This window comes from Streptomyces sp. NPDC048507 (assembly GCF_043199995.1).
GTDB lineage: Bacteria > Actinomycetota > Actinomycetes > Streptomycetales > Streptomycetaceae > Streptomyces.
Window position 1 is genome coordinate 600895 of sequence record NZ_JBICWZ010000003.1, and the last position, 25487, is coordinate 626381.

The following is a 25487-nucleotide window of genomic DNA, read 5'->3' on the forward strand; positions in this document are numbered from 1 at the left end:
CGTACCCCTCGGGTAGTTTCCGAAGGAGACGGACCTACCTGGGGGCACGACATGAGCGATCTGGCGACGACCTCACCGGAGCTGGACTCCGCGATGGAGCGCTACCGCGTGGAGCTGACCGGCTACTGCTACCGGATGCTCGGCTCGGCCTTCGACGCCGAGGACGCGGTGCAGGACACGTACGTCCGCGCCTGGCGGGCCCACGCGAAGTTCGAGGGGCGCTCCTCGCTGCGCTCCTGGCTGTACCGGATCGCCACCAACGTCTGCCTCGACCTGCTGAACGCGGGGAACAAGCGGGCCCGTCCGATGGACCTGAGCGCCCCGCAGCACCAGTCCTCGGCCGTGCTGAACGAGCGGCCCGAGGTGACCTGGCTGGAGCCGGTGCCGGACGGGCGGGTGCTGCCGCAGACCGCCGACCCGGCGGAGGCGGCCCTGGCCAAGGAGTCCGTCCGGCTGGCCTTCGTGGCGGCGCTCCAGCACCTGCCGCCCAAGCAGCGGGCGGTGCTGATCCTGCGGGAGGTGCTGGCCTGGAAGGCCGACGAGGTGGCGGGGCTGCTGGAGACCACGGTGGCCTCGGTCAACAGCGCGCTCCAGCGGGCGCGGGCGACCCTGGCCGGTTCGGGGCTGCGCGAGAGCGACGCGGCGGATCCGCTCGACGCCGGGCAGGCGGAACTGCTGGAGCGGTACCTGTCCGCTTTCGAGGCCTACGACATCACCCGGCTCACCGCCCTGCTGCACGAGGACGCGGTGCTGTCGATGCCGCCGTTCGACCTGTGGCTGCGGGGCCGCGCGGACATCGCCGCCTGGCACCTCGCGCAGGGCATCGGCTGCAAGGGCTCCCGGCTGCTGCCGACCACGGCGAACGGTCTGCCGGCCTTCGCGCAGTACCGGCCGCGCGAGGACGGACGGCCGGGCTGGACCCCGTGGGCGCTCCAGGTGCTGGAGATCTCAGGCGGGCGGATCACCGGGCTCAACGCCTTCCTCGACACCGACCGGTGGTTCCCGCTGTTCGGGCTGCCCGAGGAGCTCGACGAGTCCTACGAGGTCCAGCAGGGCGCGTAGCGCGGGCCCGGCCCCCGTCACGGTGAAGGCGCCCCGGCCCCGGGCGGCCAGCCGGAGCCGGGCCAGGACCTCCACGGCGCCCAGGCCCGGCGCGGTGACGGCCGTGGCGTCGCAGACCACCGCGGTGGCCCCCTCCTCGTAGAGCAGGGCCAGTCGCGCGCACAGCCGGGCCGCGTCCCCGGGCGTGGGGGCCGGGCCGGGCAGGGCGAGCCGGGTGATCTTCACGAGGGGGTGACTCCCCGGGCGCCCGGAACTCATCGGCGCGGCTGTGCGCCGGGTACGGGCCCGTTACGCGCGACGGGACCGGCGGGGGTCCGCCGGTCCCGTCGCGTCGGGGTGCCCGCCGGTCAGGCGATGCGGTCCAGGACGATCGGGGTGGCGGAGAACGCCGTGCCCGCCGGGGCGATGTCGAAGACGCCGTCCAGCGAGGCGAGGGCGTACTCGAACTTCTCCGGGGTGTCCGTGTGCAGGGTCATCAGCGGCTGGCCGGCCACCACGGTGTCGCCCGGCTTGGCGTGCAGCTCGATGCCCGCGCCGGCCTGCACCGGGTCCTCCTTGCGGGCGCGGCCGGCGCCCAGGCGCCAGGCGCCCACGCCCACGCCGTACGCGTCCAGGCGGGTCAGCACGCCGGACTCGGGGGCGGTGACGACGTGCTGCTCGCGCGCGACGGGCAGGGCCGCGTCCGGGTCGCCGCCCTGGGCGGAGATCATCCGGCGCCACACGTCCATGGCGGAGCCGTCGGCGAGGGCCTTGGCCGGGTCGGCGTCCTTGATGCCGGCCGCGTCCAGCATCTCGCGGGCCAGGGCCAGGGTCAGCTCGACCACGTCGGAGGGGCCGCCGCCGGCCAGCACCTCGACGGACTCGCGGATCTCCAGGGCGTTGCCGGCGGTGAGGCCGAGCGGGGTGGACATGTCCGTGAGCAGGGCGATCGTCTTGACGCCGCTGTCCGTGCCGAGGGCCACCATCGTGGAAGCGAGCTCGCGGGCGTCCTCGATGTTCTTCATGAAGGCGCCGGAGCCGACCTTGACGTCCAGGACGAGCGAGCCCGTGCCCTCGGCGATCTTCTTCGACATGATCGAGGAGGCGATCAGCGGGATGGCCTCGACGGTGCCGGTGACGTCGCGCAGGGCGTACAGCTTCTTGTCGGCGGGGGCCAGGCCGTCGCCCGCCGCACAGATGACGGCGCCGGTGCCGTCGAGGACGCTGAGCATCTCCTCGTTGGAGAGCAGCGCGCGCCAGCCGGGGATGGACTCCAGCTTGTCCAGGGTGCCGCCGGTGTGGCCGAGGCCGCGGCCGGAGAGCTGCGGCACGGCCGCGCCGCAGGCGGCGACGAGCGGAGCCAGCGGGAGGGTGATCTTGTCGCCGACGCCGCCGGTGGAGTGCTTGTCGGCGGTCGGGCGGGACAGGGAGTCGAAGTTCATCCGCTCGCCGGAGGCGATCATCGCGGCGGTCCAGCGGGCGATCTCGGCCCGGTTCATGCCGTTGAGCAGGATGGCCATGGCCAGCGCCGACATCTGCTCGTCGGCGACGACCCCGCGGGTGTAGGCGTCGATGACCCAGTCGATCTGCTCGGGGCTGAGCTCGCCGCGGTCCCGCTTGGTCCGGATGACGGAGATGACGTCCATGAGGTGACTTCCTTCTACGCGCATAGAGATGAGGGGAGGGAGTTCGGGGGGAGGGAAGCGGGACGGCCCTCCGCCCGGCGGGGCGAAGGGCCGTCGACACGGCTATCTCAGGTGGTCGGGCCCGAAGGCCTGGGGCAGCATGGCGCTCAGCGGGAGGATCCCGTCCGGGGTCTCCACCAGCAGGTCCGGGCCGCCGAACTCGTAGAGCAGCTGGCGGCAGCGCCCGCAGGGGACGAGGACCTCGCCCTTGCCGTCCACGCACGTGAAGTGGGTGAGACGGCCGCCGCCGGTGGCCTGGAGGGAGGAGACCAGTCCGCACTCGGCGCACAGCGCGAGTCCGTAGCTGGCGTTCTCCACGTTGCACCCCGTCACGACCCGGCCGTCGTCGGCCAGGGCGGCCACCCCGACCGGGAAGCCCGAGTACGGGGCGTACGCCCGGGTCATCGCCTCCCGGGCGGCCGTCCGCAGGACGTCCCAGTCCACCGCGCGGTCCGCGGTCACTTGCCCTGGCCCTTGCGGTACGGCAGCCCGTCCGCCTTGGGCATGCGCAGGCGCTGCGCCGACAGGGCGAGCACGAGCAGCGTGGTCAGGTACGGGGCGGCGTCGACGAACTGGCTCGGCACCGAGTCGGTGACCAGGTACCAGACCAGCAGGCCGATGGCGCAGAGCGCGGAGATCACGCCGGGGAGGTACTTCTTCTTGTACAGCTGCCAGGCGGCGACGAGCGCCAGCAGGATCGCCATGAGCAGCAGCAGGGCGTGGACGTTCTCGGAGCCGCGCAGCTTGAGGCTGTCGACGAAGCCGAAGAGGCCCGCGCCCAGCGCCATGCCGCCGGGCATCCAGTTGCCGAAGATCATCGCGGCGAGACCGATGTAACCGCGGCCGCCGGTCTGGCCCTCCTGGTAGATCGGGCTGGCGACCTCGGAGAGGAACACGCCGCCGAGGCCCGCGAGGGCGCCGGAGACGATCACGGCGATGTACTTGTACTTGTAGACGTTGACGCCCAGGGACTCCGCCGCGGTCGGGTTCTCACCGCAGGAGCGCAGGCGCAGGCCGAAGGTGGTGCGCCACAGCACCCACCAGGTGCCGGGGATGAGCAGCAGCGCGACGACCGTCAGCAGGGACAGCCCGGTGACCAGGCCGCCGACGACGCCGGCCAGGTCCGAGATGAAGAACCAGTGCTTGCCCTGGAGGGTGGTCATCCAGTCGGACAGCCCCGGCACGGTGATCTTGTAGATCTCCTCGACGCGCGGCGACTGCTTGGAGGAGCCGCCGGGGGCGTCCGCGAAGGTGAAGTTCGACAGGTACTGGGTGAAGCCCAGCGCCAGGATGTTGATGGCCACACCGGAGACGATGTGGTTGACGTTGAAGGTGACCGTGATGATCGCGTGCAGCAGGCCGCCGAGGGCGCCGCCGGCGATGCCGACGAGCACGCCGGTCCAGGGGCCCCACTGGTAGCCGGCCCAGGCACCGAACCAGGTGCCGAGGATCATCATGCCCTCGAGGCCGATGTTGACGACGCCCGCGCGCTCGGCCCACAGGCCGCCGAGGCCGGCGAGGCCGATCGGCACGGCGAGGGAGAGCGCCCCGGAGACCTGGCCGACGGAGGTCAGGTCATCGGCGCCGCTGATCACGCGGACCAGCGAGACGAGCGCGAGGCCGCCCGCGATGATCAGCATGATCACCGGGAGGGTGAGCTTCTTGCGGCCGGCCGGCTTCTGCGGAGCGGCGTTCTTCGCGGGAACGGTGCTGGTGCTCACGCCGCGACCTCCTTCTCGGTCTTGATGGCGTGGCCTGCGGCCAGTTCCTCGCCGACCTTCTGCTGCTGTCGGCGGATGCCGTAGCGGCGGACGAGCTCGTAGGAGACGACCACCGCGATCACGATCAGGCCCTTCATGATCGTGCCGATCTCCTTCGCGTACCCGGCCGTGTCGAGCGAGGCCGAGGCCTTGTCGATGAAGGCCATCAGGAAGGCGGCGAAGAGGATGCCGACCGGGCTGTTGCGGCCGAGCAGCGCGATGGTGATGCCGGTGAAGCCGACGCCCACCGGGAAGGACAGGTTGTACGTGTGCGTCTCGCCCAGCAGCTGCGGCATGCCGGACAGGCCCGCGACGGCGCCGGAGATCAGCATCGAGGTGATGATCATCTTCTTGGCGTCGACACCGGAGGCCTGGGCTGCGGACTCGCTGGCGCCGGTGGCGCGCAGGTCGAAGCCGAAGCGGGTGCGGTTGAGGACGAACCAGTAGACGACGCCGAGGGCGAAGGCCACGAAGGTGAAGCCGTAGATCTCCAGGCCGTCGCCGATGGTCAGCGCCGGGAACCAGCCGGACTGGGCGATGTCGCCGGTCGTCAGGTCGTTGGAGCCCTCGGGCTGGATGCCGAGGTTCTTCGGCAGGATCAGCCAGGCGATCAGGCTGGTCGCGATGGCGTTCAGCATGATCGTGGAAACGACCTCGCTGACGCCCCGGCGGGCCTTCAGCACGCCCGCGATGCCGGCCCAGAAGGCACCGGTCAGCATGGCGACCAGGACGATCAGCAGGATGTGCAGCGGGCCGGGCAGCGTGACCGCCGTGCCGACGACCGCGGAGATCATCGCGGCGAGGCGGTACTGGCCGTCGACGCCGATGTTGAAGAGGTTCATGCGGAAGCCGACGGCGACCGCCAGGGCTGCCAGGTAGTACGTGCCGGCCTGGTTCAGGATGAGGACCTGGACGTCCTCGTAGCCGGCGTTCTCGACCATGAGGCGCAGCGGGTCGATCGGGTCGATGCCCGTCGCGGCCAGCACGATCATGGTCAGCAGGAAGGCGGTGACCAGTGCGAGCAGGGGCCCGGCGATGGCGAGGAGCAGCCGGTCCTTGTCGAGTTTCTTCATCGGGCCTCGTCCTCCGGGGAGTCGGTAGCGGCCTGGCCGGTACCGGCGGCGGAGTGGTTGTCGGTTGCTTCCAGGTGCCCGGAGGCGGCGCCCGTCATGGCGGTGCCGAGTTCCTCGGGGGTGACGGTCGCCGGGTCGGCGTCCGCGACCAGGCGGCCGCGGTAGATCACGCGCAGGGTGTCGGACAGGCCGATGAGCTCGTCCAGGTCGGCGGAGATCAGCAGCACGGCCAGGCCCTCGCGGCGGGCCTCGCGGATGGCGTCCCAGATCTGCGCCTGCGCGCCGACGTCCACACCGCGGGTGGGGTGGGCGGCGATCAGGAACTTGGGGTTGTGGCTCATCTCGCGGCCGACGATCAGCTTCTGCTGGTTGCCGCCGGAGAGCGAGGCCGCGGTGACGTCGATGCCGGGCGTGCGCACGTCGTACTCGCGCACGATCCGCTCGGTGTCCTTGCGGGCGGCCTTCAGGTCGAGGACGCCGCGCTTGGAGTTGGGGGCCTCGGTGACGTGCCCGAGGATGCGGTTCTCCCACAGGGGGGATTCCAGCAGCAGGCCGTGACGGTGCCGGTCCTCGGGGATGTAGCCGATGCCGCCCACGCGACGGGCGCGCACGGGGGCGTCGGTGATGTCCTTGCCGTCCAGGGCGATGACGCCCGAGTCGGCGGCGGCCATGCCCATGAGGGCCTCGATCAACTCGGTCTGGCCGTTGCCCTCGACGCCCGCGATCCCGAGGACCTCGCCCTTGTGGATCGTGAAGGTGACGTCGTCGAGGAGCAGGCGGCCGACCGCGACGTGCTCGCGCACGGCGGAGTCGGCCGGGTCGGCGGCGACCAGGGTCTCCGGCTCGGCGACGACGGCGCCGGCGGCGGCCAGGGTCAGGCCCCGCACCTCCAGCATCGGTACGTCGGTCACCGTCGACTCGCGGGTCTCCGGGGACGGCAGTTCCGCGCCGACCATCAGCTCGGCGAGCTGCTTGGGCGTGGTGTTGCGCGGGTCGGCGGTGCCGACGGTGGTGCCGCGCCGGATGACGGTGATGTCGTCGGCGACCTTCAGCACCTCGCCCAGCTTGTGCGAGATGAAGATGACGGTCAGGCCCTCGGCCTTGAGCTCGCGCAGGTTGTCGAAGAGGGCGTCCACCTCCTGCGGCACGAGCACGGCGGTCGGCTCGTCGAGGATGAGGATCTGCGCGCCGCGGTAGAGGACCTTCAGGATCTCCACGCGTTGGCGGTCGGCGACACCGAGGTCTTCGACCAGGGCGTCGGGACGGACGCCGAGACCGTACGCGTCCGAGATCTCCTTGATCTTCTTGCGGGCCCTGGCGCCGATGCCGTAGAGCTTCTCGCCGCCGAGAACGACGTTCTCCAGGACGGTGAGGTTGTCGGCCAGCATGAAGTGCTGGTGCACCATGCCGATGCCGCGGGCGATGGCATCGCCGGGGCTGCTGAAGGAGACCTGCTCGCCGTCGATCGCGATGGTGCCCTCGTCCGGCTTCTGCATGCCGTAGAGGATCTTCATCAGGGTCGACTTGCCGGCACCGTTCTCGCCGATCAAGGCGTGGACCGTGCCCTTGCGGACGCTGATCGCGATGTCCTTGTTGGCGACGACGCCGGGGAAGCGCTTGGTGATGCCGTGCAGTTCGACGGCGAGAGGGGGGCTGGACGCGTTGATGACGCACTCTCCTTGGCGCGGAAGGAGCTGGAAAGCCAAGTTGGCAGGGGGGACAGGGCGGGGGAGAGAAGGTATCGCGTCCACGATGCCTCTACGCGCGTAGCACTGTCGAAAGTGAAAACTTGCGGCCAACTGGCCACAAGTGAACACGGACTGGAGGAGACCGGCGAACGGACGCGGCGCGGGGCCCGGAAGCGGTAGAGACCGCTTCCGGACCCCGCGGACCACGAGGGTTCGTCAGACGGGGCCTTACGGCGTGGTCTTGACGGTGATCTTCTTCGCGATGATGTCGGCCTTGGCCTTGTCCACCGCGGCGATGACGTCCGTCATCTCCTTGAACTTCGGGTTGGAGTCGGCCAGGCCGACGCCGTCCTTGTCTAGGCCGTAGCGGATCTCACCGGTCTCGGGCTTGCCGTCCTTGACCGACTTGATCAGGTTGAAGACGGAGTCGGAGACGTCCTTGGTGACCGAGGTCAGGATGTGCTCCTTGTACTTCGACAGACCGGCCTGGTTGTACTGGTCGGAGTCGACACCGATGGCCCACGCGCCCTTGGCGGAGGCGGCCTCGATGGCACCGGAACCGGCCAGACCGGCGGCCGCGTAGATCACGTCGGCGCCCGCGTCGAGCTGGCCCTGCGCGGCGGCCTTGCCGAGGTCGGGCTTGGAGAAGCCCTCGAAGTTCGGCGGCTGCGAGAGGTACTTGGAGAGCACCTTGGCGTTCGGGTTGGTGTCCTTGACGCCCTGGGCGAAGCCCGCCTCGAACTTCTTGATCAGCGGGACCTCGACACCGCCGATGAAGCCGACCGTGCCGGACTTCGAGGCCTTGGCGGCGGCGACGCCGGCCAGGTAGGAGCCCTGCTCCTCGTTGAAGACCAGGTTGGCGATGTTCGGGCCGGTCACCGAGGTGTCGTCGATGATGCCGAACGTGGTGTTCGGGTACTTCGCCGCGACCTTCTTGATGGCCGGGGCGTAGGAGAAGCCGACGCCGATGACCGGGTTGTTGCCGGAGCGGGCCAGCTCGGTGAGGCGCTGGACCTTGTCGGCCTCGCCCTCGCCGTCGGTGGGCTCGGCTTCCTTGCCGCCGACCTTCAGGTCCTTCTTGGCCTTCTCGAGACCGGCGAAGGCGGCGTCGTTGAACGACTGGTCGCCGCGGCCACCGATGTCGTACGCGATGGCGGCGCTGGCGGCGGCCTTGGCGCTGCCGTCGGAGGACGGGGCGTCCGAGGACTTCTTACCGCCACAGGCGGTGGCCGAGAGGGCCAGCGCCGCGGACGCGATGCCCACGGTGGCGATCCTGGTGATCCGGCGCAAGGGGAGGCTCCTTCAAAACCTGACCGAAGCGCCACGACCGGCGCTGGTTTCGCGGCGATCGTAACGCGCGTAGATGTCAGTTAAAGGCCCGTTCATGAGTCGTTATCGGATCGTCGCGAACCGGACAGTGACCGATCGGTAACTGCTTGGTCGTCCAGCCCTTGTGTACCAAGGGCTGGACAGCTCCACCAGCGGACCGGCGGCAGGTGTACGGACTTTGCTCCCGCTTTGCCGCTCGCGGCCTACCCGGCGGTCTCTCCGCGGCGGACGTCGAGCAGGGCCGCGGCGGTGAAGAACTCCACGCCGAAGCCGATCGCGCTCTCGTCCACGTCGAAGTCGCCCCGGTGCAGGTCGCGCTTGGCGGTGTCGCCGGGCCTGCGGACGCCGAGGCGGGCCATGGCGCCGGGGACGTGCTCCAGGTACCAGGAGAAGTCCTCGCCGCCCAGGCTCTGCTCGGTGTCCTCGACCGAGGCCGCACCGCGCCGGGCGGCCATCGCCTCCCGGAGCAGTTCGGTGACCACCGGGTCGTTGACCACCGGCGGGACCCCGCGCACGTGGTTGATCTCGAACTTCGCCCCGTGCATGGTGGCGACCTCGTCGATCGCCGCGTGGATCATGTCGGGGGCCTCGTACCAGGCGTTCAGGTCGAGGCAGCGCACGGTTCCGGACAGCTCCGCGTGCATCGGGATGACGTTGCAGGCGTGCCCGGCCTCGATCCGGCCCCAGGTGACGGACATGCCCGAGCGGGCGTCCATCCGCCGGGTCAGCAGGGCCGGGACGTCGACGGCGACGCGGGCGGCGGCCGTCACCAGGTCGGTGGTCAGGTGGGGCCGCGCGGTGTGGCCGCCGGAGCCGGAGAGGCTGACCTCCAGGCGGTCGCAGGCAGAGGTGATCGCACCCGGCCGCAGGCCGATCCGGCCCGCGTCCACGCGGGGGTCGCAGTGCACCGCGATGATCCGGCCCACTCCGTCGAGCACCCCGGATTCGATGGCGTCGCTCGCGCCGCCCGGCAGCACTTCCTCGGCCGGCTGGAACAGCAGCCGCACCGGGTGGGGCAGCAGCCCCTGGCGGTCGAGGCCGGCGAGCACCAGGCCCGCCCCCAGCACGACGGCCGTGTGCACGTCGTGGCCGCAGGCGTGGGCGCGGTCCGGGACGGTCGAGCGGTAGGCGACGTGCGTCTTGGCGTCCGGGATCGGCAGGGCGTCGATGTCCGCGCGCAGGGCCAGCATCGGCCGTTCGCCGTCCCAGGTGCCGACGTCACAGATCAGCCCCGTGCCGGACGTCAGCACGCGGGGGCGCAGGCCGGCTTTTTCCAGCCGGGCCTTGATCGCCGCCGTCGTGCGGAACTCCTGGTGTCCTAGCTCGGGATGCATGTGCAGATCCCGCCGGAAGGCGATCAGTTCGGCACGCAGGTGGTCCGGAAGCTTGCCGGGCAGCTCGGGCCGGTCGGGCTTGCCGGGCAGGGCGGTCTGGGACTCGCGGGACATCAACTGGTTCACCCGTTGAAGGGTAGGCCCACGGATGGCTCAACTGGCCGGAGATCACCAAAAGTTCATGCCGTTAGGGGAAAGAAACCCGGCCTCTGGACGCATGACCGCAAGCGGCCGGGGGTAAACTCGCGCGCTCATCCGGCCGCCGGAGCCGCCTGAGCGGGCAGTCTGCGCACATCACGGGCCGTGTCGGTGACGCCCGCGAGGAATCCGCGGGCCCGGGGCGAGGCGGCGGCCGTGAGCCAGGCCGGGTCGATGTCGCACACCGCCACCGTCACGCCGGTGCCGGTGAGCGCGTAGGGCAGCGTGTGGACGACGGTGGAGGGGAAGCTGACGATCGTCCGGCCCACCGGTCCGCGGCGGGCGATCAGCTCCAGCGGCAGGTCGGGACGGACGATTTCCAGCCCGGTCGCCTCGCTCAGCGCGCGCAGCTTCTCCGGGGATTCGCGACGGTGCGCGAAGTAGCGGGTCACCCCGTGTTCCAGGGTCAGGGCGCGGACCGCGTCCAGATAGCGGGCCGGATCCACCACGCCGGTCTCCACCAGGGAGGTCCCGACCAGGTCGGTGCCCCTGGTCAGCCGGGGCGGGCCGAAGCGGGAGCGGGTCCAGGCGAAGTCGTTGACGCGCAGCTCCATCCCCGGCAGCGGCGTGACCGGCATCGAGGTGAAGACCTCCATGGCGCGCCCGCCGCGGGGCGTCAGCCGCCGCCGGGCCGTCCCCGACACCGGGGCGTACGCGAGCTCGCGCGCCCGGGACAGGGCCCCGCCGCCGGTTCTGTGCCAGCGGCGCAGCCGCTCCCCGCGCCCGAGCTGCGCGACGAACTCCATGGTGGCGGTGCCGTCGTCCACGACGACCAGTTCGGCGGCCCGGGCGGGGACCAGCAGCAGCTGTACGAGGCGGGAGAAGGGGTCGCCGACGACGATGCGCTCGGCCCGGCGCACGGCGGCGGCGAGCGCGGCCAGGGTCCCCAGCGGGCTGCCGGAGCCGCCGCGGGCCTCCTGCCAGTGCACGGTGTGACCCTCGTCACGGGCGAGCGCGGCGACGCGGCGCAGCTGGCCCCGGGACATGGGGTCGGTGGGCGGCAGGACGACGATGTGCGGGCCGTGGCTCCCGGCAGCGGGCGGGCCGTCCTGCGGGCGGCGGCCGGCCGGGGGGCCGGGCTGGCTCGGGACGCCGGACAGCAGGGGGCCGTGCCGGTGGGGGCGGCCCTCGGTCCGGGCGTCCGCCGCGGGCCGGCGCGGGGTCTGGGCGTGCGCCCATTCGAGGACGTTGAGCAGCTGGACCGGGCTCTCGACCAGGGCCAGGGTGGGGGCGGGGGAGTTCACCACGGGTCTCCGCTCTGGGAGGAGGAGGGGTGGGGCCGGATCAGCGCGCGGCCGGGACCTGGCCGTCCTGGCCCTGGACGCGGCGGAGCTTCTTCATGGGGCCGAGCTCGGAGGCGTAGACGCGCTTGACGCCGTCGCCGAGGGCGGTCTCGATGGTGCGGATGTCGCGGACGAGGCGGGCGAGGCCGCCGGGTTCGACGGAGGCGGCCTGGTCGGAGCCCCACATGGCCCGGTCGAGGGTGATGTGCCGCTCGACGAAGGTGGCGCCGAGGGCGACCGCGGCCAGGGTGGTCTGCAGGCCCGTCTCGTGGCCGGAGTAGCCCACGGGGACGTTCGGGTACTCCTCCTGGAGCGTTTGGATGACGCGCAGGTTCAGCTCCTCGGCCTTGGCCGGGTACGTCGACGTGGCGTGGCAGAGCAGGATGCCGTCGCTGCCGAGCACCTCGACCGCGTGCCGGATCTGCTTCGGGGTGGACATGCCGGTGGACAGGACGACGGTGCGCCCGGTGGCGCGTACGGCGCGCAGCAGCTCGTCGTCGGTCAGGGAGGCGGAGGCCACCTTGTGGGCGGGGACGTCGAACTTCTCCAGGAAGGCGACGGCCTCGGTGTCCCAGGGGGAGGCGAACCAGGCGATGCCGCGGCGGGCGCAGTGCTCGTCGATGGCCCGGTACTCGGCCTCGCCGAACTCGACGCGGTGGCGGTAGTCGATGTAGGTCATCCGGCCCCAGGGGGTGTCGCGTTCGATGTCCCACTGGTCGCGCGGGGTGCAGATCTCGGGGGTGCGCTTTTGGAACTTGACGGCGTCGCAGCCCGCTTCGGCGGCGGCGTCGATGAGCGCGAACGCCGTGCCGAGGTCGCCGTTGTGGTTGATGCCGATCTCGCCGACGACGTAGACCGGCCGGCCGGGGCCGGCGGTCCGCGGACCGAAGCTGCGCAGGCGGGAGTTGGCGGTGGCGTCGGTCATGGCAGGGGGTGTCCTTCGTTCGGTGGGGGCGGGTGCGGGGCGCGCGGGGCGGCCCGGCGTGTCGAAGAGGGGGGCCAGCAGGCGGGCGCGGGCCAGGTCGTGGGGGTCGTCGATCTCCAGGACCCGCGCCGGGTCGGCCGGTACGGGCAGGGTGCGGCCGAAGAAGCGGTGCCGGGCGGCCCGGAACCCGGCCGCGTCCATGGCGTACGCCGCGCCGGTCTCCAGGAGTTCGGCGGGCCGGTCCTGGCGCCGGGGCCGGTACGCCGCCTCGTGGTTGACCCCGGCGCCGTGGCCGTCGGGCCCGGGCCGCCAGAGGAAGCCGTGGAAGGGGGCCGCGGTCAGGGCCGAGTCCGCGGCGCCCGAGGCCACGGCGGCGGCCACCGACTCCACGTCCGAGGAGGTCAGGAAGGGGCTGGTGCACTGGACCAGGAGGAGCACGTCCACGGTGAGGGAGTGCAGTTCCTCGAAGGAGTCCAGGGCGTGCAGCAGGGCGGCCTCGCTGCTCGCGGTGTCCCCGGACAGGGCCGCGGGCCGGGTGATCACATCGGCCCCGGCGGCCCGGGCGGCCGCCGCGACCGCGGGCGAGTCGGTGGAGACCACCACGTCGGTGACGGTGGGCGCGGACCGGCAGGCCCGCACCGCGCGGGCCACGAGCGGGATCCCGCCGACGGGCTCCGTGTTCTTGCCGGGCACGCCCTTGGAGCCGCCGCGGGCCGGGATCACCGCGAGGACCCTCACAGCTCGCCCAGCCTTCGGATCACCGGGGCCACCCGCTGGACCCCGTGCCGGTAGGCGCCCCGGGCGGCTTCGCGCAGGTGGGAGCGGAGCCAGCGGCGCGCCCCGGACTCCCCCGCCGCGCGGGCGGCGGCCCCGGGCAGCGGGGTCCCGTCGGGGGCGAGGTGGTGGCGGGCCAGGATCCCGGGGAGGTAGCCGGGGGCGGTGGCGAGCGTGTAGTACGGGGCCACGGGCGCCAGCGGGCCCGGCCCGAGCAGCCGCGCGATCCGGTCCCGGGCGGCGGCGTAGGGGTCGGCCGCGCCGGGGGCGACCCCCTGGGCGGCGAGCCAGTCGGGGTCGCCGGCGGGCAGCAGTCCCCCGTCGAGCCGGTCCCAGGAGGTCAGGCAGCCGGAGCCGAGGAAGTGGTGGTTGCCGAGGGCCTCGCGGATGCCGAGGTCGGTCAGGACGGCGGTCGGGATGCCCCGGTGCAGGGATTCCAGGGCCGCGGTGGAGGAGACGGTGACCAGCAGGTCGGTGCCGTCCAGTACCTCGCCCATGTTCCCGTACACCAGGCGGCAGTTGGGCGGGAGCCCGCCGGGCAGCCGCTCCGCGAGGCGCTGGTAGGGGTGTTCCTCCAGGTGCGTGGTGTGCTCGCCGGGCCGGCTGCGGAGTTTGACGAGCACCTCGCGGTCCGGGTGCAGGCGGGCGTGCCGGGCGGCCCGTTCCAGGAGGTAGGCGCGGTCGGTACGGCCCTCGGGGACGGAGGGCTGCACCGCGAAGACGACCCGGTGGGTGCGGCCCCCGGCGCTTTCGTGGGGGGCGCCGTCCAGGAAGGGCAGCGCCGTCTCGACGACGGCGTCCGGGTCGGCGCCCGCGCCCGTGTAGACGGCGCGGAAGCGGGCGGCGTCGTGGCGGGAGTTGGCGAGGACCAGGTCGGCGCCGTGCCGCAGCAGGAGCCCGTCGGCGAGCTTCTCGTAGACGACGCCGACGTAGCCGGTGACGAGGAGGGGGCGCGCCGACGGCTGCGGCCACAGGGCGCGCGCGCCGTGCAGGACGGCCTGGACGGCGCCTCCGACGAGGGCGAGGACGACGACGTCGTAGCGGCGGCGGCCGAGTTCGGCGAGGAACTCGGCGCAGGTCACCTCCGCCGGTCCGGCGCCGTCCGCCACGCCCGCCTCGCCGAGCTGGCGCGCGGTCGGGGTGGCCCGGCCGCGCAGGACGAACCCGGTGGGCGCGGGGGCGTCGGGGGCGAGGCGGCGGGCGGTGAGGGCGCCCCATTTCCAGCGTGTGTCGGAATCGGCGAGTACGGCGATACGAAGATCGGCCCGGCTGCTGCTGAGTGGCACTGGCACCCGGCAGAAGCTATTCCGCATTTCCGGTGATCGGCCCAACGAGCGCACAACGGCGGGTTAACAACCCGTCGACGAAATGCGAAAGCGCCCGGGTTAACGCGCCCGCCCCGCGTCGTTCACATGGAATCCGCATCCGGGCCATGGTGAATGCCGGGCCGCGTCCTAATGTCTCGCAGGTGCTCAAGCTCTCTGTTGTCGTGCCGTTCTACAACGTGCAGACATACGCGCCGGACGTCCTGAAGGGGCTCGCACTCAACGCGCGTGCCGATTTCGAGTTCCTGCTCGTCGACGACCGCTCCACGGACGGGACGCCCGGGCTGCTGGAACGCGCGGCGGCGGGCGGCCTGCCCGGGGCGGTGCACCTCAGACGGGACCGCAACGGCGGCCTGGCGACGGCCCGCAACACCGGACTGGACGCGGCGCGCGGCGAGTACATCGCCTTCCTGGACGGCGACGACTGGCTCGCGCCCGGCCACCTGGCCCGGACGCTGGCCGCCATCGAGGCCCTGAGCTGCGATTTCGTCCGTACCGACCATGTGCAGGTGACGGGCCGGACGCGGAGCGTGCAGCGGGTGCCGTACGGGCCGCAGGGAGTGGTGGGCGATCCCCGCGCCGGGATCCTGCCGGCCTCGCGGGCCACCGCGGTGGACTACCCGTACGCCTGGGCCGGGATGTACCACCGGCGGCTGCTGGACCGCGGGCTGCTGCACTTCACGGACGGGCTGCGCACGGCGGAGGACCGGCCGTGGATCTGGCGGCTGCACCGGGAGGCGGAGTCCTTCGCGGCGATCGGGGAGGCCGGAATCTTCTACCGGCGGGGCATTTCCACCTCACTCACCCAGATCGGGGACGAGCGTCAGCTCGATTTCATTCGAGCATTCGATCAAGTCCTGTCGGACACCGCCACCGATCTTGAATCCGAACTCCTGCTCCCCAAGGCCGTCCGAACATATTGCGCAATTATCGCGCACCATATCGGCTCCATCGGAAGGTTCGAACCGGCCGTGGCGAAAAAACTCCGTCTGATGAGTACGGAAGCCCTCGGGCGCATGCCCCGGCCGCTGCTGGACGGGGCGCTGGCCTCGATGGACGCCGACCGTTCCGCGCTCCTGCGCAGGCTGCTGCGCCGCCGCGGCCCGGCGGGGGCGGGCGCGGGCGCGGGAGCGGGGGCCGCGGCGGGCACGGGAGCGGACGCCGGGGCCGCCGCGTGAACGGGGGCCGCGTCACCCAGCTCTTCCTCGCCTCCACCCTCTACGGGACGGCCACCCTCGCCGCCGCCCTCGACGCGGGCGCCCTCCCCGCGGCCGGCCGCCGGATCCTGCTGACCAGCAACCACTCCCCCGCCCCCGAGGTCACCCCCGGCATCGAGGCCATGCCCGGCTTCGCCGCGCTGCGCACCCGCTTCGACGAGGTCCTCGACTGGAACGCGGTCCTCGCCCCGCAGCACCCCAGCACCTGGGCCCCCCGCCCCGACGACGTCCCGCTCTGGGAGCGCCAGTTGCGCACCCTGTGGGGGCTGGGCGAGGACCGGGTCGAGCTGGTGGTGGAGTCGCTCCAGGTGCCGCCCGCGCAGAGCCTGTGCCAGCTGTTCCCGGGCGCCGCGATCGACGTCTACGCCGACGGGCTCATGTCGTACGGCCCCACCCGCTTCCGCCTCGACCCGCAGATCGGCGCACGGGTCCGCCGGGTCCTGCACCTGGACCTCGTACCGGGTCTGGAACCCCTGCTCCTGACGGAGTTCGGGGTGCCGGCCGAATCGGTCCCGGCCCCGGCCTTCCTGAAGGTGCTGGCCGAGCTGGCCGCCCTGCCCGACGACGGCGGCTACACGCCCCCGGAGCCCCCCGAGGCCCCGGCCCTGCTGCTCGGGCAGTACCTCTCGGCGCTGGAACTGATGACCCCGGCGCAGGAGGAGGAGCTGCACGTCGCGATGGTGCGCGGGGCCGTCGCGCGAGGCCACCGGGAGCTGGTCTTCAAACCGCACCCCTCCGCCCCGGCCGCGTACTCCCGCGGAGCCGAGGCGGAGGCCGCCCGGCTCGGGGCGCGGCTGACGGTGCTGGACGCGCCGGTGCTCGCCGAGACCCTGTACGAGCGGCTGCGCCCGGCGCTGGTCGCGGGCTGCTTCTCGACCGGGCTGCTGACCGCCCGGGCCCTGTACGGGATCCCGGTCGCGCGCACCGGGACCGGGCCGCTGCTGGCCCGCCTGGCCCCGTACCAGAACAGCAACCGGATCCCGCTGACGCTGGTGGACGCCCTGGTCCCGGAGCTCGCGCCGCCGGACGGTCCCGGCTCCGGCGGCTCCGGCGGCTCCGGCTCCGGCCCCGGCTCCGGCGCTCCCGCCGACCTCGCGGGGCTGGTCGCGGCCGTGGGCTTCACCATGCAGCCGCGGATCCTCGCGGACCGGCGCGGGGCGGCCGAGGCGTACCTGGCCGGGCACCTGGACGACCGGACCCGGCGCTACTTCAAGCGCCGCCGGCTCACCGTGCTGGGCCTGCCGGGCGGGATCCCCGCGCAGCTTTCCTTCCTGCCCCGCAGCCCGGCGGTGCGCCGGGCCGTGCACCGGCTGCGCCGACGGCTGGGCCGAGTGGGCTGACCGGCCGCCGCGCCGGATCAGCCGGCGGCGAGCTTGGCCGCGAAGCCCAGGAAGATCACGCCCGCCGCCGAGGTGGCCCCGGCCGCGAGCCGCTTGCGGCGGCGGAAGGCGGCCGACAGCCGGGTGCCGGTGAAGATCAGGGTGGACAGGTACAGGAAGCTGAACAGCTGGGAGACGCTCCCCAGCAGCAGGAACGACAGCGCCGGGTAGCGGTACTGCGGGTCCACGAACTGCACGAAGAAGGACAGCAGGAAGAGGATCGCCTTCGGGTTGAGCAGGCTCACCACCAGCGCCCGCCGGAACGGCCGCTCGGCCGGACCGGCCGGCTCCTCCCCGGCCGGCGCCGCCGGCCCGTCGGGCGAGCTGCGGGCCCGCCACATGGCCAGGGCGCCGCGCAGCATGCCCACCGCCAGCCATCCCAGGTACCCGGCGCCGAGCACCTTGACCACCGTGAACAGCAGCGGGCTCGCCTGGAGGAGGGCGCCCGTGCCGACGGCGGTCAGCACCATCAGCACGGTGTCCCCGGCGAACACCCCGCAGGCCGCCTTGTAGCCCTCCTGCACTCCGCGGCGGGAGGCGACGGAGAGCACGTAGAGGGAGTTCGGCCCGGGCAGCAGCACGATCAGCGCGACGGCCGCGAGATAGGTCGGAAGATCTGTCACACCCAGCATGAGCAGGAGTGTCCCATGCGGACGCACCTGTCCCGCCAGTGGGTTTCACGGGCTGGACCGCCGGGCGCGCGGCGGGCGCCGGACCATGACGCGAAACCCCCCGTACCCGTGCGGGCGGCCGCCCGCGGGCTGGTACAACCGTGCCCCTGACGACAGCTGGTCACAAAGACGCAACAGCGGGCCACCGTCCGCAACTTTCCACGCCCGCGGCGCATCACCTAGGTACACGACCATGAAAACGGGGGACCGCCATGCAGCACCACAAGAGAGTCATGATCCGTACGCTCGGCCTCGCCGCGGCCGTCGCGCTGGCCGCGACGGCGTGCGGCCCGCAGAAGGGCGACGCCGGGCCGGCCGCGCCGTCCGCGCCGGTGGCGGGGAAGTCACCGGCGGGCTCCCCCTCGGCACAGGGTGACGCGAAGCCGGGCGAGTCCTCGCCCGCCGCCTCCCCCACGCCCGGTGCCTCGCAGTCGGCGTCCGCGCCGGGCTCGGCCCCGCAGGCCCCCGGCGTGAAGCCGATCATGGCGAACGGCGACGAGAGCGAGCAGATCCGTGAGCTCCAGGCCCGGCTGCGGCAGCTGAAGCTGCTGTCCACGGCGCCCACCGGGTTCTACGGCTCGAAGACGACCACCGCGGTCAAGACCTTCCAGTCCCGGCACGGGCTCGGCGCGACCGGCGCGGTCGACGGGGCCACCTGGCAGAAGGTGCAGTCCCTCAGCAAGAAGCCGACGGACGAGGAACTGCGTCCGCCGACGACCAACGAGGTCGACGCCCCGGACCCGCGCTGCATGCAGGGCCGGGTGATGTGCATCAGCAAGGAGAGCCGCACCCTCGCCTGGATGATCGACGGCAAGGTCGTCTCCACGATGGACGTGCGCTTCGGCTCGGAGAACACGCCGACCCGCGAGGGCCTCTTCGAGGTGGGCTGGAAGGCCAAGGACTGGACGTCGACGATCTACCACACGGCGATGCCGTACTCGATGTTCTTCAGCGAGGGCCAGGCCGTGCACTACTCGGCGGACTTCGCGGCCCGCGGTTACGCCGGCGCCTCGCACGGCTGCGTGAACGTCCGGGACAAGGCCAAGCTGTCGGCGCTGTTCGACCAGGTCAAGGTGGGCGACAAGGTCGTCGTCTACTGGTGAGACCGGTGGCCGCGACGGTCGAAGTTGAGGGCGCGGGCAGGGCCGGGGGAACGTGCCCCGCCCGCGCCGGTTGCGCAGAGCCCAGGGGTACGGGGGGAACCCCGGCTCGTGCGCGGCCGATGACCAGTCGGCTCAATATGTACTGCGCCGGGCATCCCGAAAGTGTTACTGCGCCGTGCGCCAGCCAGAGCAAGAGCGTTTCCACGAACGTTTCGGCGACCCACCGGACGAGCGTTTCCGCACGTGGGGCCCCTACTGCCGACCCGTTGCCCGTGCGGCGATTTTCAGCCAGATGAAGCGGCTGCGTCAGCGCGAACTGAAGCCCAGCGCGCCGCCCGGCTTGGCGCTCGGCACCTTGAGGATGGCGTTGCCGGGGTCGACGGTGCCGCTCTGCGGCAGGCCGTCACGAGCCCCGTCCAGCAGGGCCTCGCAGAACCGCGCGATCTTCGCGGGGGCCCCGGCCAGCTTGGAGAGGCGCTCGCGGCGGTCGTCGTTCATCCGGCCCGAGCGGTAGGCCTCGCACAGGTCGGCGGCCTTGCCCTGGCCGCTGCCCTTGTCGTGGTCCCGGCCGCCCGCGGCGGCGCCGCCGTTCAGCTTGTCGGTGAGCTTGTCGCGGCTGCCGTCGGTGCCCGCGCCGAAGCCCATGCCCGCGGTGGGGGCGCCGGACGGCTGGGCCAGTCCGGCCGCGGGCGCGTCGGGGAGCGTACGGGTGTCCGTGCCGGGCGGCCGCGACACACCGGGGCCGGGCGGCAGCGGGCTCTCGCCGCCCCGCTCCGGGGTCGGCCGCAGCTGCGGGACGAGGGTGGGGCCGGCCGTGTCCGCGGCGGGCTCCGGGTCCGGGTCGGCACTGACCGACACGGCCGGGGCGGGGCCCGCGGTGTGGTGCGTGACGCGGTCCAGCAGCCCGCCGCCGGCCGCCGCCGCGATCCCGCCGACGGCGACCCCGGCCAGCGCGGCCACCAGCCCGAAGCGCGCGGCCGTCGATCCGCGCCGCTGCGCGGGGATCCGTACGGGGGGTATCGGGGCCAGGTCGACCAGCGGCTCACCGGCGCCGCCCGCACGAGCGGCACCCGTACCGGGGGCCGCGGCACGGACCGCTCCGGGCGCGGTCGCGCGCCGCGCCCGGGCCGCGCGGAACGCCGCGAGGGCGGCGGCCTCGCCGGGCAGTTCGCCGGCGCCGGAGCTCGGCGGGGTCAGGGAGCCGAGGGCGGCGCGGAGCCGGGCGGCCTCGGCCCGGGCCCGGGGGTCGGCGCCGGGGGCGACGGGCCCGGTGCCCGCACGCAGCAACTCCTCCGCCGCGGCCCTGTCCAGCCACGCGTTGTGCTCGTCGGCCATCACATGTCCTTCTGCGTCCGCCAACGTGAATGCGTCACACCGGTCGGTTCCACCAGGCCCCCGGTCCGCGTGCGCTGCGCGGGCACGGCATCGAGGTCGCGCTCCCGCGCCTGGTCAACGGCATTATGGCCGACCGGACGCAGCGGCCCCGAGCCACGATCGGGCCGGAGTTCGGCCGGGCCGGCCGGACCCGCGGGCCCGGACTCGGCGGTGAGCAGTTCCGCGAGCTTCTTCAGGCCCCGGTGCGCGGCGGTGCGCACGGCGCCCGGCCGCTTGCCGAGGGTCTCGGCCGCGCTCTTGGCGTCCAGCCCGACGACCACGCGCAGCACGACGGCCTCGGCCTGGTCCTGGGGGAGCTGGGCGATCAGCGCCATGGTGCGCCCGGTGGACAGGGCCTCCATGGCCTCGCCCGCCGTGTCGCAGTCGGCGGCCCGTCCGGTCAGCTCGCTCTCGTCGCCGCCGATGGCGGGACGGCGGCCGCGCATGCGGATGTGGTCGAGGGCCCGGTTGCGGGCGATGCGGGCGGCCCAGCCGCGGAAGCGGTCGGCGTCGCCGGTGAAGGAGTCGAGGTCGCGGGCGATCTGCAGCCATGCCTCGGAGGTCACGTCTTCCGCGTCGCCGTCGCCGACGAGCGTACGTACGTATCCGAGCAGGCGCGGGTGCACCGCGCGGTACACAGTCCGGAACGCGCTTTCGTCGCCGTCCTGTGCCGCGAGCACCGCGGCGGTCAGCTCCGCGTCGTCCCCCAGCAAAGTCCCCAACCCGTTCGACGTCCTGTACGTGTGGCGCAAATCCGCACGTTACGGCTTTCGCGCGCCTCTCGTCCACGAGTTGTACAACCAGCAACCAAGCCTGTGCGGAGCGAGGTGTGACACAAAACGCACTCCGGGCGCTGACAGGGGTACGGGCTTGTCGCACGAGTCCGTGACGGATGGCGGCCGGGGCCTCTCCTGTGGGGGGTGGCGGCTTCGGCCGCCCTCCCCTCTTCCCGGCTCTCCCCGGCTCTCCCCGGCTCACGCCTTTGCCCCGGTCCGGCCGGCCCACCCCTGTCCGGGTCATCCTTTCGGCTCACTTCCGGGTGAAATCCCCTCGTGAGCGGGCCTTCGCCGCTCCGCGCTCGCTAGCGTGGCCGTACACCCCGCGCCACGCCCCGAGGAGAACTCCGCTGTCCAGCCACCTTCCGGCACAGGTCCGCGGCCCGGCCTCCGCCCCCGACCCCGGGCTGGCGCGCCTGAACTCCCTGCCCCCCGACACCGCCCGGACGGCCCTCGCGCACTGCTGCGGCAGTGCGCGGTGGGCGCACCGGGTGGCCGCGCACCGCCCCTACCCGGACACCGCGTCCCTGCTGGCGGCGGCCGACGAGGCCGCGTACGACATGTCCCAGGGCGACCTGACGGAGGCGCTCGCCCGGGAGTTCTCGGCGGAGCTGGGCCACGGAGCGCCGTACGCCGCGCTGCTCGCCCTCGACGCGGCCCGGGCGCAGTACGAGCGCACCTTCGGGCACGCCTTCGTGATCTGCCTGGACGGGCATCCGCCGGAGGAGCGGGTGGACCAGCTGCTGGCCGCGATCCGCCGCAGGCTGGCTCACGAGGTGGACGAGGAGCGCTCGATCGCGGCGGACGAGCTGCGCCTGGTCGCCCGCTCCCGGCTGGCTCATTTGCTCGACCGGCTGGCCGGTCTGCACCAGTCCGACCCCGACGATGGGCTGTCTGAGGCCGATTTCGGGCTATTCGCCCCTGTGGGATAGTCCGTCCGTGCCTGTTTGATCACACCGATGGACCCGGCGCGAGGGAACCGACAAAGCGTCGCTACGATGTCCGGGGCCGGAGGACCGTACCCGGCCGGGCCCGACCGACAAAGAAGCCGGCTGGCCCCCGCCCCGCTTCCGGAGGGTTTTCCGTGCCGGCTGGAACGTTGTACCGCGGCCGGGAAGGAATGTGGTCCTGGGTGGCTCATCGAGTCACCGGCGTCCTCATCTTCTTCTTCCTGTTCGTACACGTCCTCGACACCGCACTCGTCCGCGTCTCACCCGAGGCGTACGACGATGTCGTGGCTACCTACAAGACGCCGATCGTCGCGCTGCTGGAGTACGGCCTCGTCGCCGCCATCCTGTTCCACGCGCTCAACGGTCTGCGCGTCATCGCAGTGGACTTCTGGGCCAAGGGCCCGCGCTACCAGAAGCAGATGCTCTGGTCCGTCGTCGTCGTCTGGATCATCCTGATGATCGGGGCCCTCTACCCCGTCCTCGGGCACGCCTACCGCGTTCTGTTCGGGAAGTGACACGCATGTCTTCTGACACTTCTTCCGCCCGGGCGATCGGTGACGTCGAGGGGGTCTCGCTCTACGACGTCGACAACCCGGCGCCGTACATCGAGGCCCCGCGCAAGCGCACCGGCAAGACCCCGCGCTCGACCCGCGGCAACTTCGAGATGGCCGCGTGGCTCTTCATGCGCCTCTCGGGCGTCGTCCTGGTCGTCCTGGTCATCGGCCACCTGCTGATCCAGCTGGTGCTGGACGGCGGCGTCTCCAAGGTCGGCTTCGCCTTCGTGGCCGGCCGCTGGGCGTCCCCGTTCTGGCAGGTCTGGGACCTGCTGATGCTGTGGCTGGCGATGCTGCACGGCGCCAACGGCCTGCGTACCGTCATCAACGACTACGCGGAGCGCGCCAACACGCGGCTGTGGCTGAAGGGCCTGCTCTACACCGCCACGGTGTTCACCATCCTTCTGGGCACGCTGGTGATCTTCACCTTCGACCCGAACATCCGCTAGGCACGGGCTGAGGCGAATCGACTCATGAAGATCCACAAGTACGACACCGTCATCGTCGGCGCCGGTGGCGCCGGCATGCGCGCCGCCATCGAGGCGACGAAGCGCAGCCGCACCGCCGTGCTGACGAAGCTGTACCCGACCCGCTCCCACACGGGCGCCGCGCAGGGCGGCATGGCCGCCGCGCTGGCCAACGTCGAGGACGACAACTGGGAGTGGCACACCTTCGACACGGTCAAGGGCGGTGACTACCTGGTCGACCAGGACGCCGCCGAGATCCTGGCGAAGGAGGCCATCGACGCGGTCCTCGACCTCGAGAAGATGGGCCTGCCGTTCAACCGCACCCCGAACGGCACCATCGACCAGCGCCGCTTCGGCGGCCACTCCCGCAACCACGGCGAGGCGCCGGTCCGCCGGTCCTGCTACGCCGCGGACCGCACCGGCCACATGATCCTCCAGACGCTGTACCAGAACTGCGTCAAGGAGGGCGTGGAGTTCTTCAACGAGTTCTACGTCCTGGACCAGCTGCTGGTCGAGGTCGACGGCGTGCAGAAGTCCGCCGGTGTGGTCGCGTACGAGCTCGCCACCGGTGAGATCCACATCTTCCAGGCGAAGTCCGTCATCTACGCCTCCGGCGGTACGGGCAAGTTCTTCAAGGTGACCTCCAACGCGCACACCCTGACGGGTGACGGCCAGGCGGCCTGCTACCGCCGCGGTCTGCCGCTGGAGGACATGGAGTTCTTCCAGTTCCACCCGACGGGCATCTGGCGCATGGGCATCCTGCTGACGGAGGGCGCCCGTGGTGAGGGCGGCATCCTCCGCAACAAGGACGGCGAGCGCTTCATGGAGAAGTACGCGCCGGTCATGAAGGACCTCGCGTCCCGTGACGTCGTCTCGCGCTCCATCTACACGGAGATCCGCGAGGGCCGCGGCTGCGGTCCGGCCGGCGACCACGTGTACCTGGACCTGACGCACCTCCCGCCGGAGCAGCTCGACGCCAAGCTCCCGGACATCACGGAGTTCGCGCGCACCTACCTGGGCATCGAGCCGTACACGGACCCGATCCCGATCCAGCCCACCGCGCACTACGCCATGGGCGGCATCCCGACGAACGTCGAGGGTGAGGTCCTGGCGGACAACACCACCGTCGTCCCGGGCCTGTACGCGGCCGGCGAGGTCGCGTGCGTGTCGGTGCACGGCGCCAACCGCCTGGGCACCAACTCGCTGCTGGACATCAACGTCTTCGGCAAGCGTTCGGGCATCGCGGCGGCCGCGTACGCGCACGCCAACGACTACGTCGAGCTGCCCGAGGACCCGGCGCGCCAGGTCGTCGACCTCGTCGAGCACCTGCGCAACTCCACGGGCCACGAGCGGGTCGCCGACCTGCGTCTGGAGCTCCAGGAGACGATGGACGCGTGCGTGATGGTGTTCCGCACGGAGCAGACCATCAAGACCGCGGTCGAGAAGATCGCGGAGCTGCGCGAGCGCTACAAGAACGTGTCCGTCCAGGACAAGGGCAAGCGCTTCAACACGGACCTGCTGGAGGCCATCGAGCTGGGCAACCTGCTCGACCTGGCCGAGGTCATGGCCGTGTCCGCGCTGGCGCGCAAGGAGTCCCGCGGCGGTCACTACCGCGAGGACTACCCGAACCGCGACGACGTCAACTTCATGCGCCACACCATGGCGTACCGCGAGGTCGGCGCCGACGGCAAGGACTCCGTCCGCCTGGACTACAAGCCCGTCGTCGTCACCCGCTACCAGCCGATGGAGCGTAAGTACTGATGGCCACCCCGACCCTCTCCAAGACGGACGAGATGGAGGCGGCGGCCGCCGCTTCGCCGTTCATCACGGTCACCTTCCGGATCCGCCGCTTCAACCCCGAGATCTCCGAAGAGTCTCAGTGGCAGGACTTCCAGATCGAGATCGACCCGAAGGAGCGCGTGCTCGACGGTCTCCACAAGATCAAGTGGGACCTCGACGGCACGCTGACGTTCCGCCGCTCGTGCGCGCACGGCATCTGCGGCTCCGACGCGATGCGGATCAACGGCAAGAACAGGCTCGCCTGCAAGACGCTGATCAAGGACATCAACCCGGAGAAGCCGATCACCGTCGAGGCCATCAAGGGCCTCACGGTGATGAAGGACCTCGTGGTCGACATGGAGCCCTTCTTCCAGGCGTACCGGGACGTCATGCCGTTCCTGGTCACCAAGGGCAACGAGCCGACGCGCGAGCGCCTGCAGTCCGCCGAGGACCGCGAGCGCTTCGACGACACCACCAAGTGCATCCTGTGCGCCGCGTGCACGTCCTCGTGCCCGGTGTTCTGGAACGACGGCCAGTACTTCGGCCCGGCGGCGATCGTCAACGCGCACCGCTTCATCTTCGACTCGCGTGACGAGGCGGGCGAGCAGCGCCTGGAGATCCTGAACGACAAGGACGGCGTGTGGCGCTGCCGCACGACCTTCAACTGCACCGATGCCTGCCCGCGCGGCATCGAGGTCACGAAGGCCATCCAGGAAGTCAAGCGCGCCCTGATCACGCGCCGCTTCTGACCTTCCCGACGGCTCACCCCGAAGCCCCTCCCCCAGGACCACGTCCCGGCGGA

The 25487-nt window shown here is 72.2% G+C and carries 23 protein-coding genes and 1 pseudogene; 9 read left to right on the forward strand and 15 right to left on the reverse strand.

The window, feature by feature from the left end; translation table 11 throughout:
• Nucleotides 1–51 precede the first annotated feature (51 nt).
• The gene (locus tag ACGFXC_RS11835) at nt 52–1062 is read left to right on the forward strand and encodes a sigma-70 family RNA polymerase sigma factor (RefSeq protein WP_393711888.1); all 1011 of its coding nucleotides are present in this window, start codon (nt 52–54) and stop codon (nt 1060–1062) included.
• Here the strand turns inward: ACGFXC_RS11835 and ACGFXC_RS11840 are convergent.
• The 12 genes and pseudogenes from ACGFXC_RS11840 to ACGFXC_RS11895 all read right to left on the reverse strand — a co-directional run bounded on the left by ACGFXC_RS11840 (nt 949) and on the right by ACGFXC_RS11895 (nt 14403).
• Complete coding sequence (locus ACGFXC_RS11840) at nt 949–1287, reverse strand: STAS domain-containing protein (protein ID WP_393711890.1); 339 nt, start codon at nt 1285–1287, stop codon at nt 949–951. The two genes, ACGFXC_RS11835 and ACGFXC_RS11840, sit on opposite strands and share 114 nt — an antisense overlap.
• Nucleotides 1288–1409: 122 nt before the next feature.
• Nucleotides 1410–2687, reverse strand: a complete 1278-nt coding sequence (locus ACGFXC_RS11845; protein WP_393711892.1) for a thymidine phosphorylase — start codon at nt 2685–2687, stop codon at nt 1410–1412.
• Between the two features lie 102 nt (nt 2688–2789).
• A complete protein-coding gene (locus ACGFXC_RS11850; protein WP_393711893.1) occupies nt 2790–3188 on the reverse strand; it encodes a cytidine deaminase in 399 nt (132 codons plus the stop codon).
• On the reverse strand, nt 3185–4447 hold the full coding sequence (locus tag ACGFXC_RS11855; protein WP_393711895.1) for an ABC transporter permease: 1263 nt from the start codon (nt 4445–4447) through the stop codon (nt 3185–3187). Before ACGFXC_RS11855 ends, ACGFXC_RS11850 begins: the two co-directional genes overlap by 4 nt.
• Entirely contained in the window at nt 4444–5559 is a 1116-nt protein-coding gene (locus ACGFXC_RS11860) for an ABC transporter permease (RefSeq protein WP_393711897.1), read from the reverse strand. The genes ACGFXC_RS11855 and ACGFXC_RS11860 overlap by 4 nt, the downstream gene beginning before the upstream one ends.
• Nucleotides 5556–7301, reverse strand: a complete 1746-nt coding sequence (locus ACGFXC_RS11865; RefSeq protein WP_393712219.1) for an ABC transporter ATP-binding protein — start codon at nt 7299–7301, stop codon at nt 5556–5558. The genes ACGFXC_RS11860 and ACGFXC_RS11865 overlap by 4 nt, the downstream gene beginning before the upstream one ends.
• A gap of 174 nt (nt 7302–7475) precedes the next feature.
• Entirely contained in the window at nt 7476–8537 is a 1062-nt protein-coding gene (locus tag ACGFXC_RS11870; RefSeq protein ID WP_393711898.1) for a BMP family protein, read from the reverse strand.
• Between the two features lie 242 nt (nt 8538–8779).
• The gene (locus ACGFXC_RS11875) at nt 8780–10024 is read right to left on the reverse strand and encodes an amidohydrolase (RefSeq protein ID WP_393712221.1); all 1245 of its coding nucleotides are present in this window, start codon (nt 10022–10024) and stop codon (nt 8780–8782) included.
• 137 nt (nt 10025–10161) lie between these two features.
• Nucleotides 10162–11352 (reverse strand): hypothetical protein, encoded by a 1191-nt coding sequence (locus ACGFXC_RS11880; protein WP_393711900.1) that lies wholly within the window; start codon nt 11350–11352, stop codon nt 10162–10164.
• Between the two features lie 40 nt (nt 11353–11392).
• On the reverse strand, nt 11393–12316 hold the full coding sequence (locus ACGFXC_RS11885) for an N-acetylneuraminate synthase family protein (RefSeq protein WP_393712223.1): 924 nt from the start codon (nt 12314–12316) through the stop codon (nt 11393–11395).
• Nucleotides 12317–12685: 369 nt separating this feature from the next.
• A pseudogene (locus ACGFXC_RS11890) lies at nt 12686–13054 on the reverse strand (cytidylyltransferase domain-containing protein); the annotation flags it as partial.
• The gene (locus tag ACGFXC_RS11895; RefSeq protein WP_393711902.1) at nt 13051–14403 is read right to left on the reverse strand and encodes a DUF6716 putative glycosyltransferase; all 1353 of its coding nucleotides are present in this window, start codon (nt 14401–14403) and stop codon (nt 13051–13053) included. The gene ACGFXC_RS11895 and the pseudogene ACGFXC_RS11890, both read right to left, overlap by 4 nt.
• A 155-nt stretch (nt 14404–14558) precedes the next feature.
• On the opposite strand from ACGFXC_RS11895, the gene ACGFXC_RS11900 reads away from it, so the two are divergent.
• Both ACGFXC_RS11900 and ACGFXC_RS11905 read left to right on the forward strand, forming a co-directional pair.
• Complete coding sequence (locus tag ACGFXC_RS11900; protein ID WP_393711904.1) at nt 14559–15593, forward strand: glycosyltransferase family 2 protein; 1035 nt, start codon at nt 14559–14561, stop codon at nt 15591–15593.
• Nucleotides 15590–16972 (forward strand): polysialyltransferase family glycosyltransferase, encoded by a 1383-nt coding sequence (locus tag ACGFXC_RS11905; RefSeq protein ID WP_393711906.1) that lies wholly within the window; start codon nt 15590–15592, stop codon nt 16970–16972. The genes ACGFXC_RS11900 and ACGFXC_RS11905 overlap by 4 nt, the downstream gene beginning before the upstream one ends.
• Before the next feature lie 17 nt (nt 16973–16989).
• Here ACGFXC_RS11905 and leuE read toward each other — a convergent pair whose 3' ends face one another.
• On the reverse strand, nt 16990–17643 hold the full coding sequence (gene leuE, locus ACGFXC_RS11910; RefSeq protein ID WP_393711908.1) for a leucine efflux protein LeuE: 654 nt from the start codon (nt 17641–17643) through the stop codon (nt 16990–16992).
• 272 nt (nt 17644–17915) lie between these two features.
• On the opposite strand from leuE, the gene ACGFXC_RS11915 reads away from it, so the two are divergent.
• Nucleotides 17916–18785, forward strand: coding sequence for a peptidoglycan-binding protein (locus ACGFXC_RS11915; protein WP_393711910.1), 870 nt, complete (start codon nt 17916–17918; stop codon nt 18783–18785).
• Between the two features lie 306 nt (nt 18786–19091).
• Here the strand turns inward: ACGFXC_RS11915 and ACGFXC_RS11920 are convergent, their stop codons facing one another.
• Both ACGFXC_RS11920 and ACGFXC_RS11925 read right to left on the reverse strand, forming a co-directional pair.
• Nucleotides 19092–20120 (reverse strand): hypothetical protein, encoded by a 1029-nt coding sequence (locus tag ACGFXC_RS11920; protein ID WP_393711912.1) that lies wholly within the window; start codon nt 20118–20120, stop codon nt 19092–19094.
• A complete protein-coding gene (locus tag ACGFXC_RS11925; protein ID WP_393712224.1) occupies nt 20120–20872 on the reverse strand; it encodes an RNA polymerase sigma factor in 753 nt (250 codons plus the stop codon). The genes ACGFXC_RS11920 and ACGFXC_RS11925 overlap by 1 nt, the downstream gene beginning before the upstream one ends.
• 326 nt (nt 20873–21198) lie before the next feature.
• Here ACGFXC_RS11925 and ACGFXC_RS11930 point away from each other — a divergent pair, with 326 nt between their 5' ends.
• From ACGFXC_RS11930 to ACGFXC_RS11950, 5 genes are all read left to right on the forward strand, one after another.
• The gene (locus ACGFXC_RS11930; protein WP_393711914.1) at nt 21199–21867 is read left to right on the forward strand and encodes a 2-oxo-4-hydroxy-4-carboxy-5-ureidoimidazoline decarboxylase; all 669 of its coding nucleotides are present in this window, start codon (nt 21199–21201) and stop codon (nt 21865–21867) included.
• 152 nt (nt 21868–22019) lie between these two features.
• The gene (gene sdhC / locus ACGFXC_RS11935) at nt 22020–22400 is read left to right on the forward strand and encodes a succinate dehydrogenase, cytochrome b556 subunit (RefSeq protein WP_393711916.1); all 381 of its coding nucleotides are present in this window, start codon (nt 22020–22022) and stop codon (nt 22398–22400) included.
• A gap of 5 nt (nt 22401–22405) precedes the next feature.
• Nucleotides 22406–22888 (forward strand): succinate dehydrogenase hydrophobic membrane anchor subunit, encoded by a 483-nt coding sequence (locus ACGFXC_RS11940; RefSeq protein ID WP_393711918.1) that lies wholly within the window; start codon nt 22406–22408, stop codon nt 22886–22888.
• 24 nt (nt 22889–22912) lie between these two features.
• Nucleotides 22913–24667 (forward strand): succinate dehydrogenase flavoprotein subunit, encoded by a 1755-nt coding sequence (sdhA, locus tag ACGFXC_RS11945; protein WP_393711920.1) that lies wholly within the window; start codon nt 22913–22915, stop codon nt 24665–24667.
• Entirely contained in the window at nt 24667–25434 is a 768-nt protein-coding gene (locus ACGFXC_RS11950; RefSeq protein WP_393711922.1) for a succinate dehydrogenase iron-sulfur subunit, read from the forward strand. Before sdhA ends, ACGFXC_RS11950 begins: the two co-directional genes overlap by 1 nt.
• Nucleotides 25435–25487 lie beyond the last annotated feature (53 nt).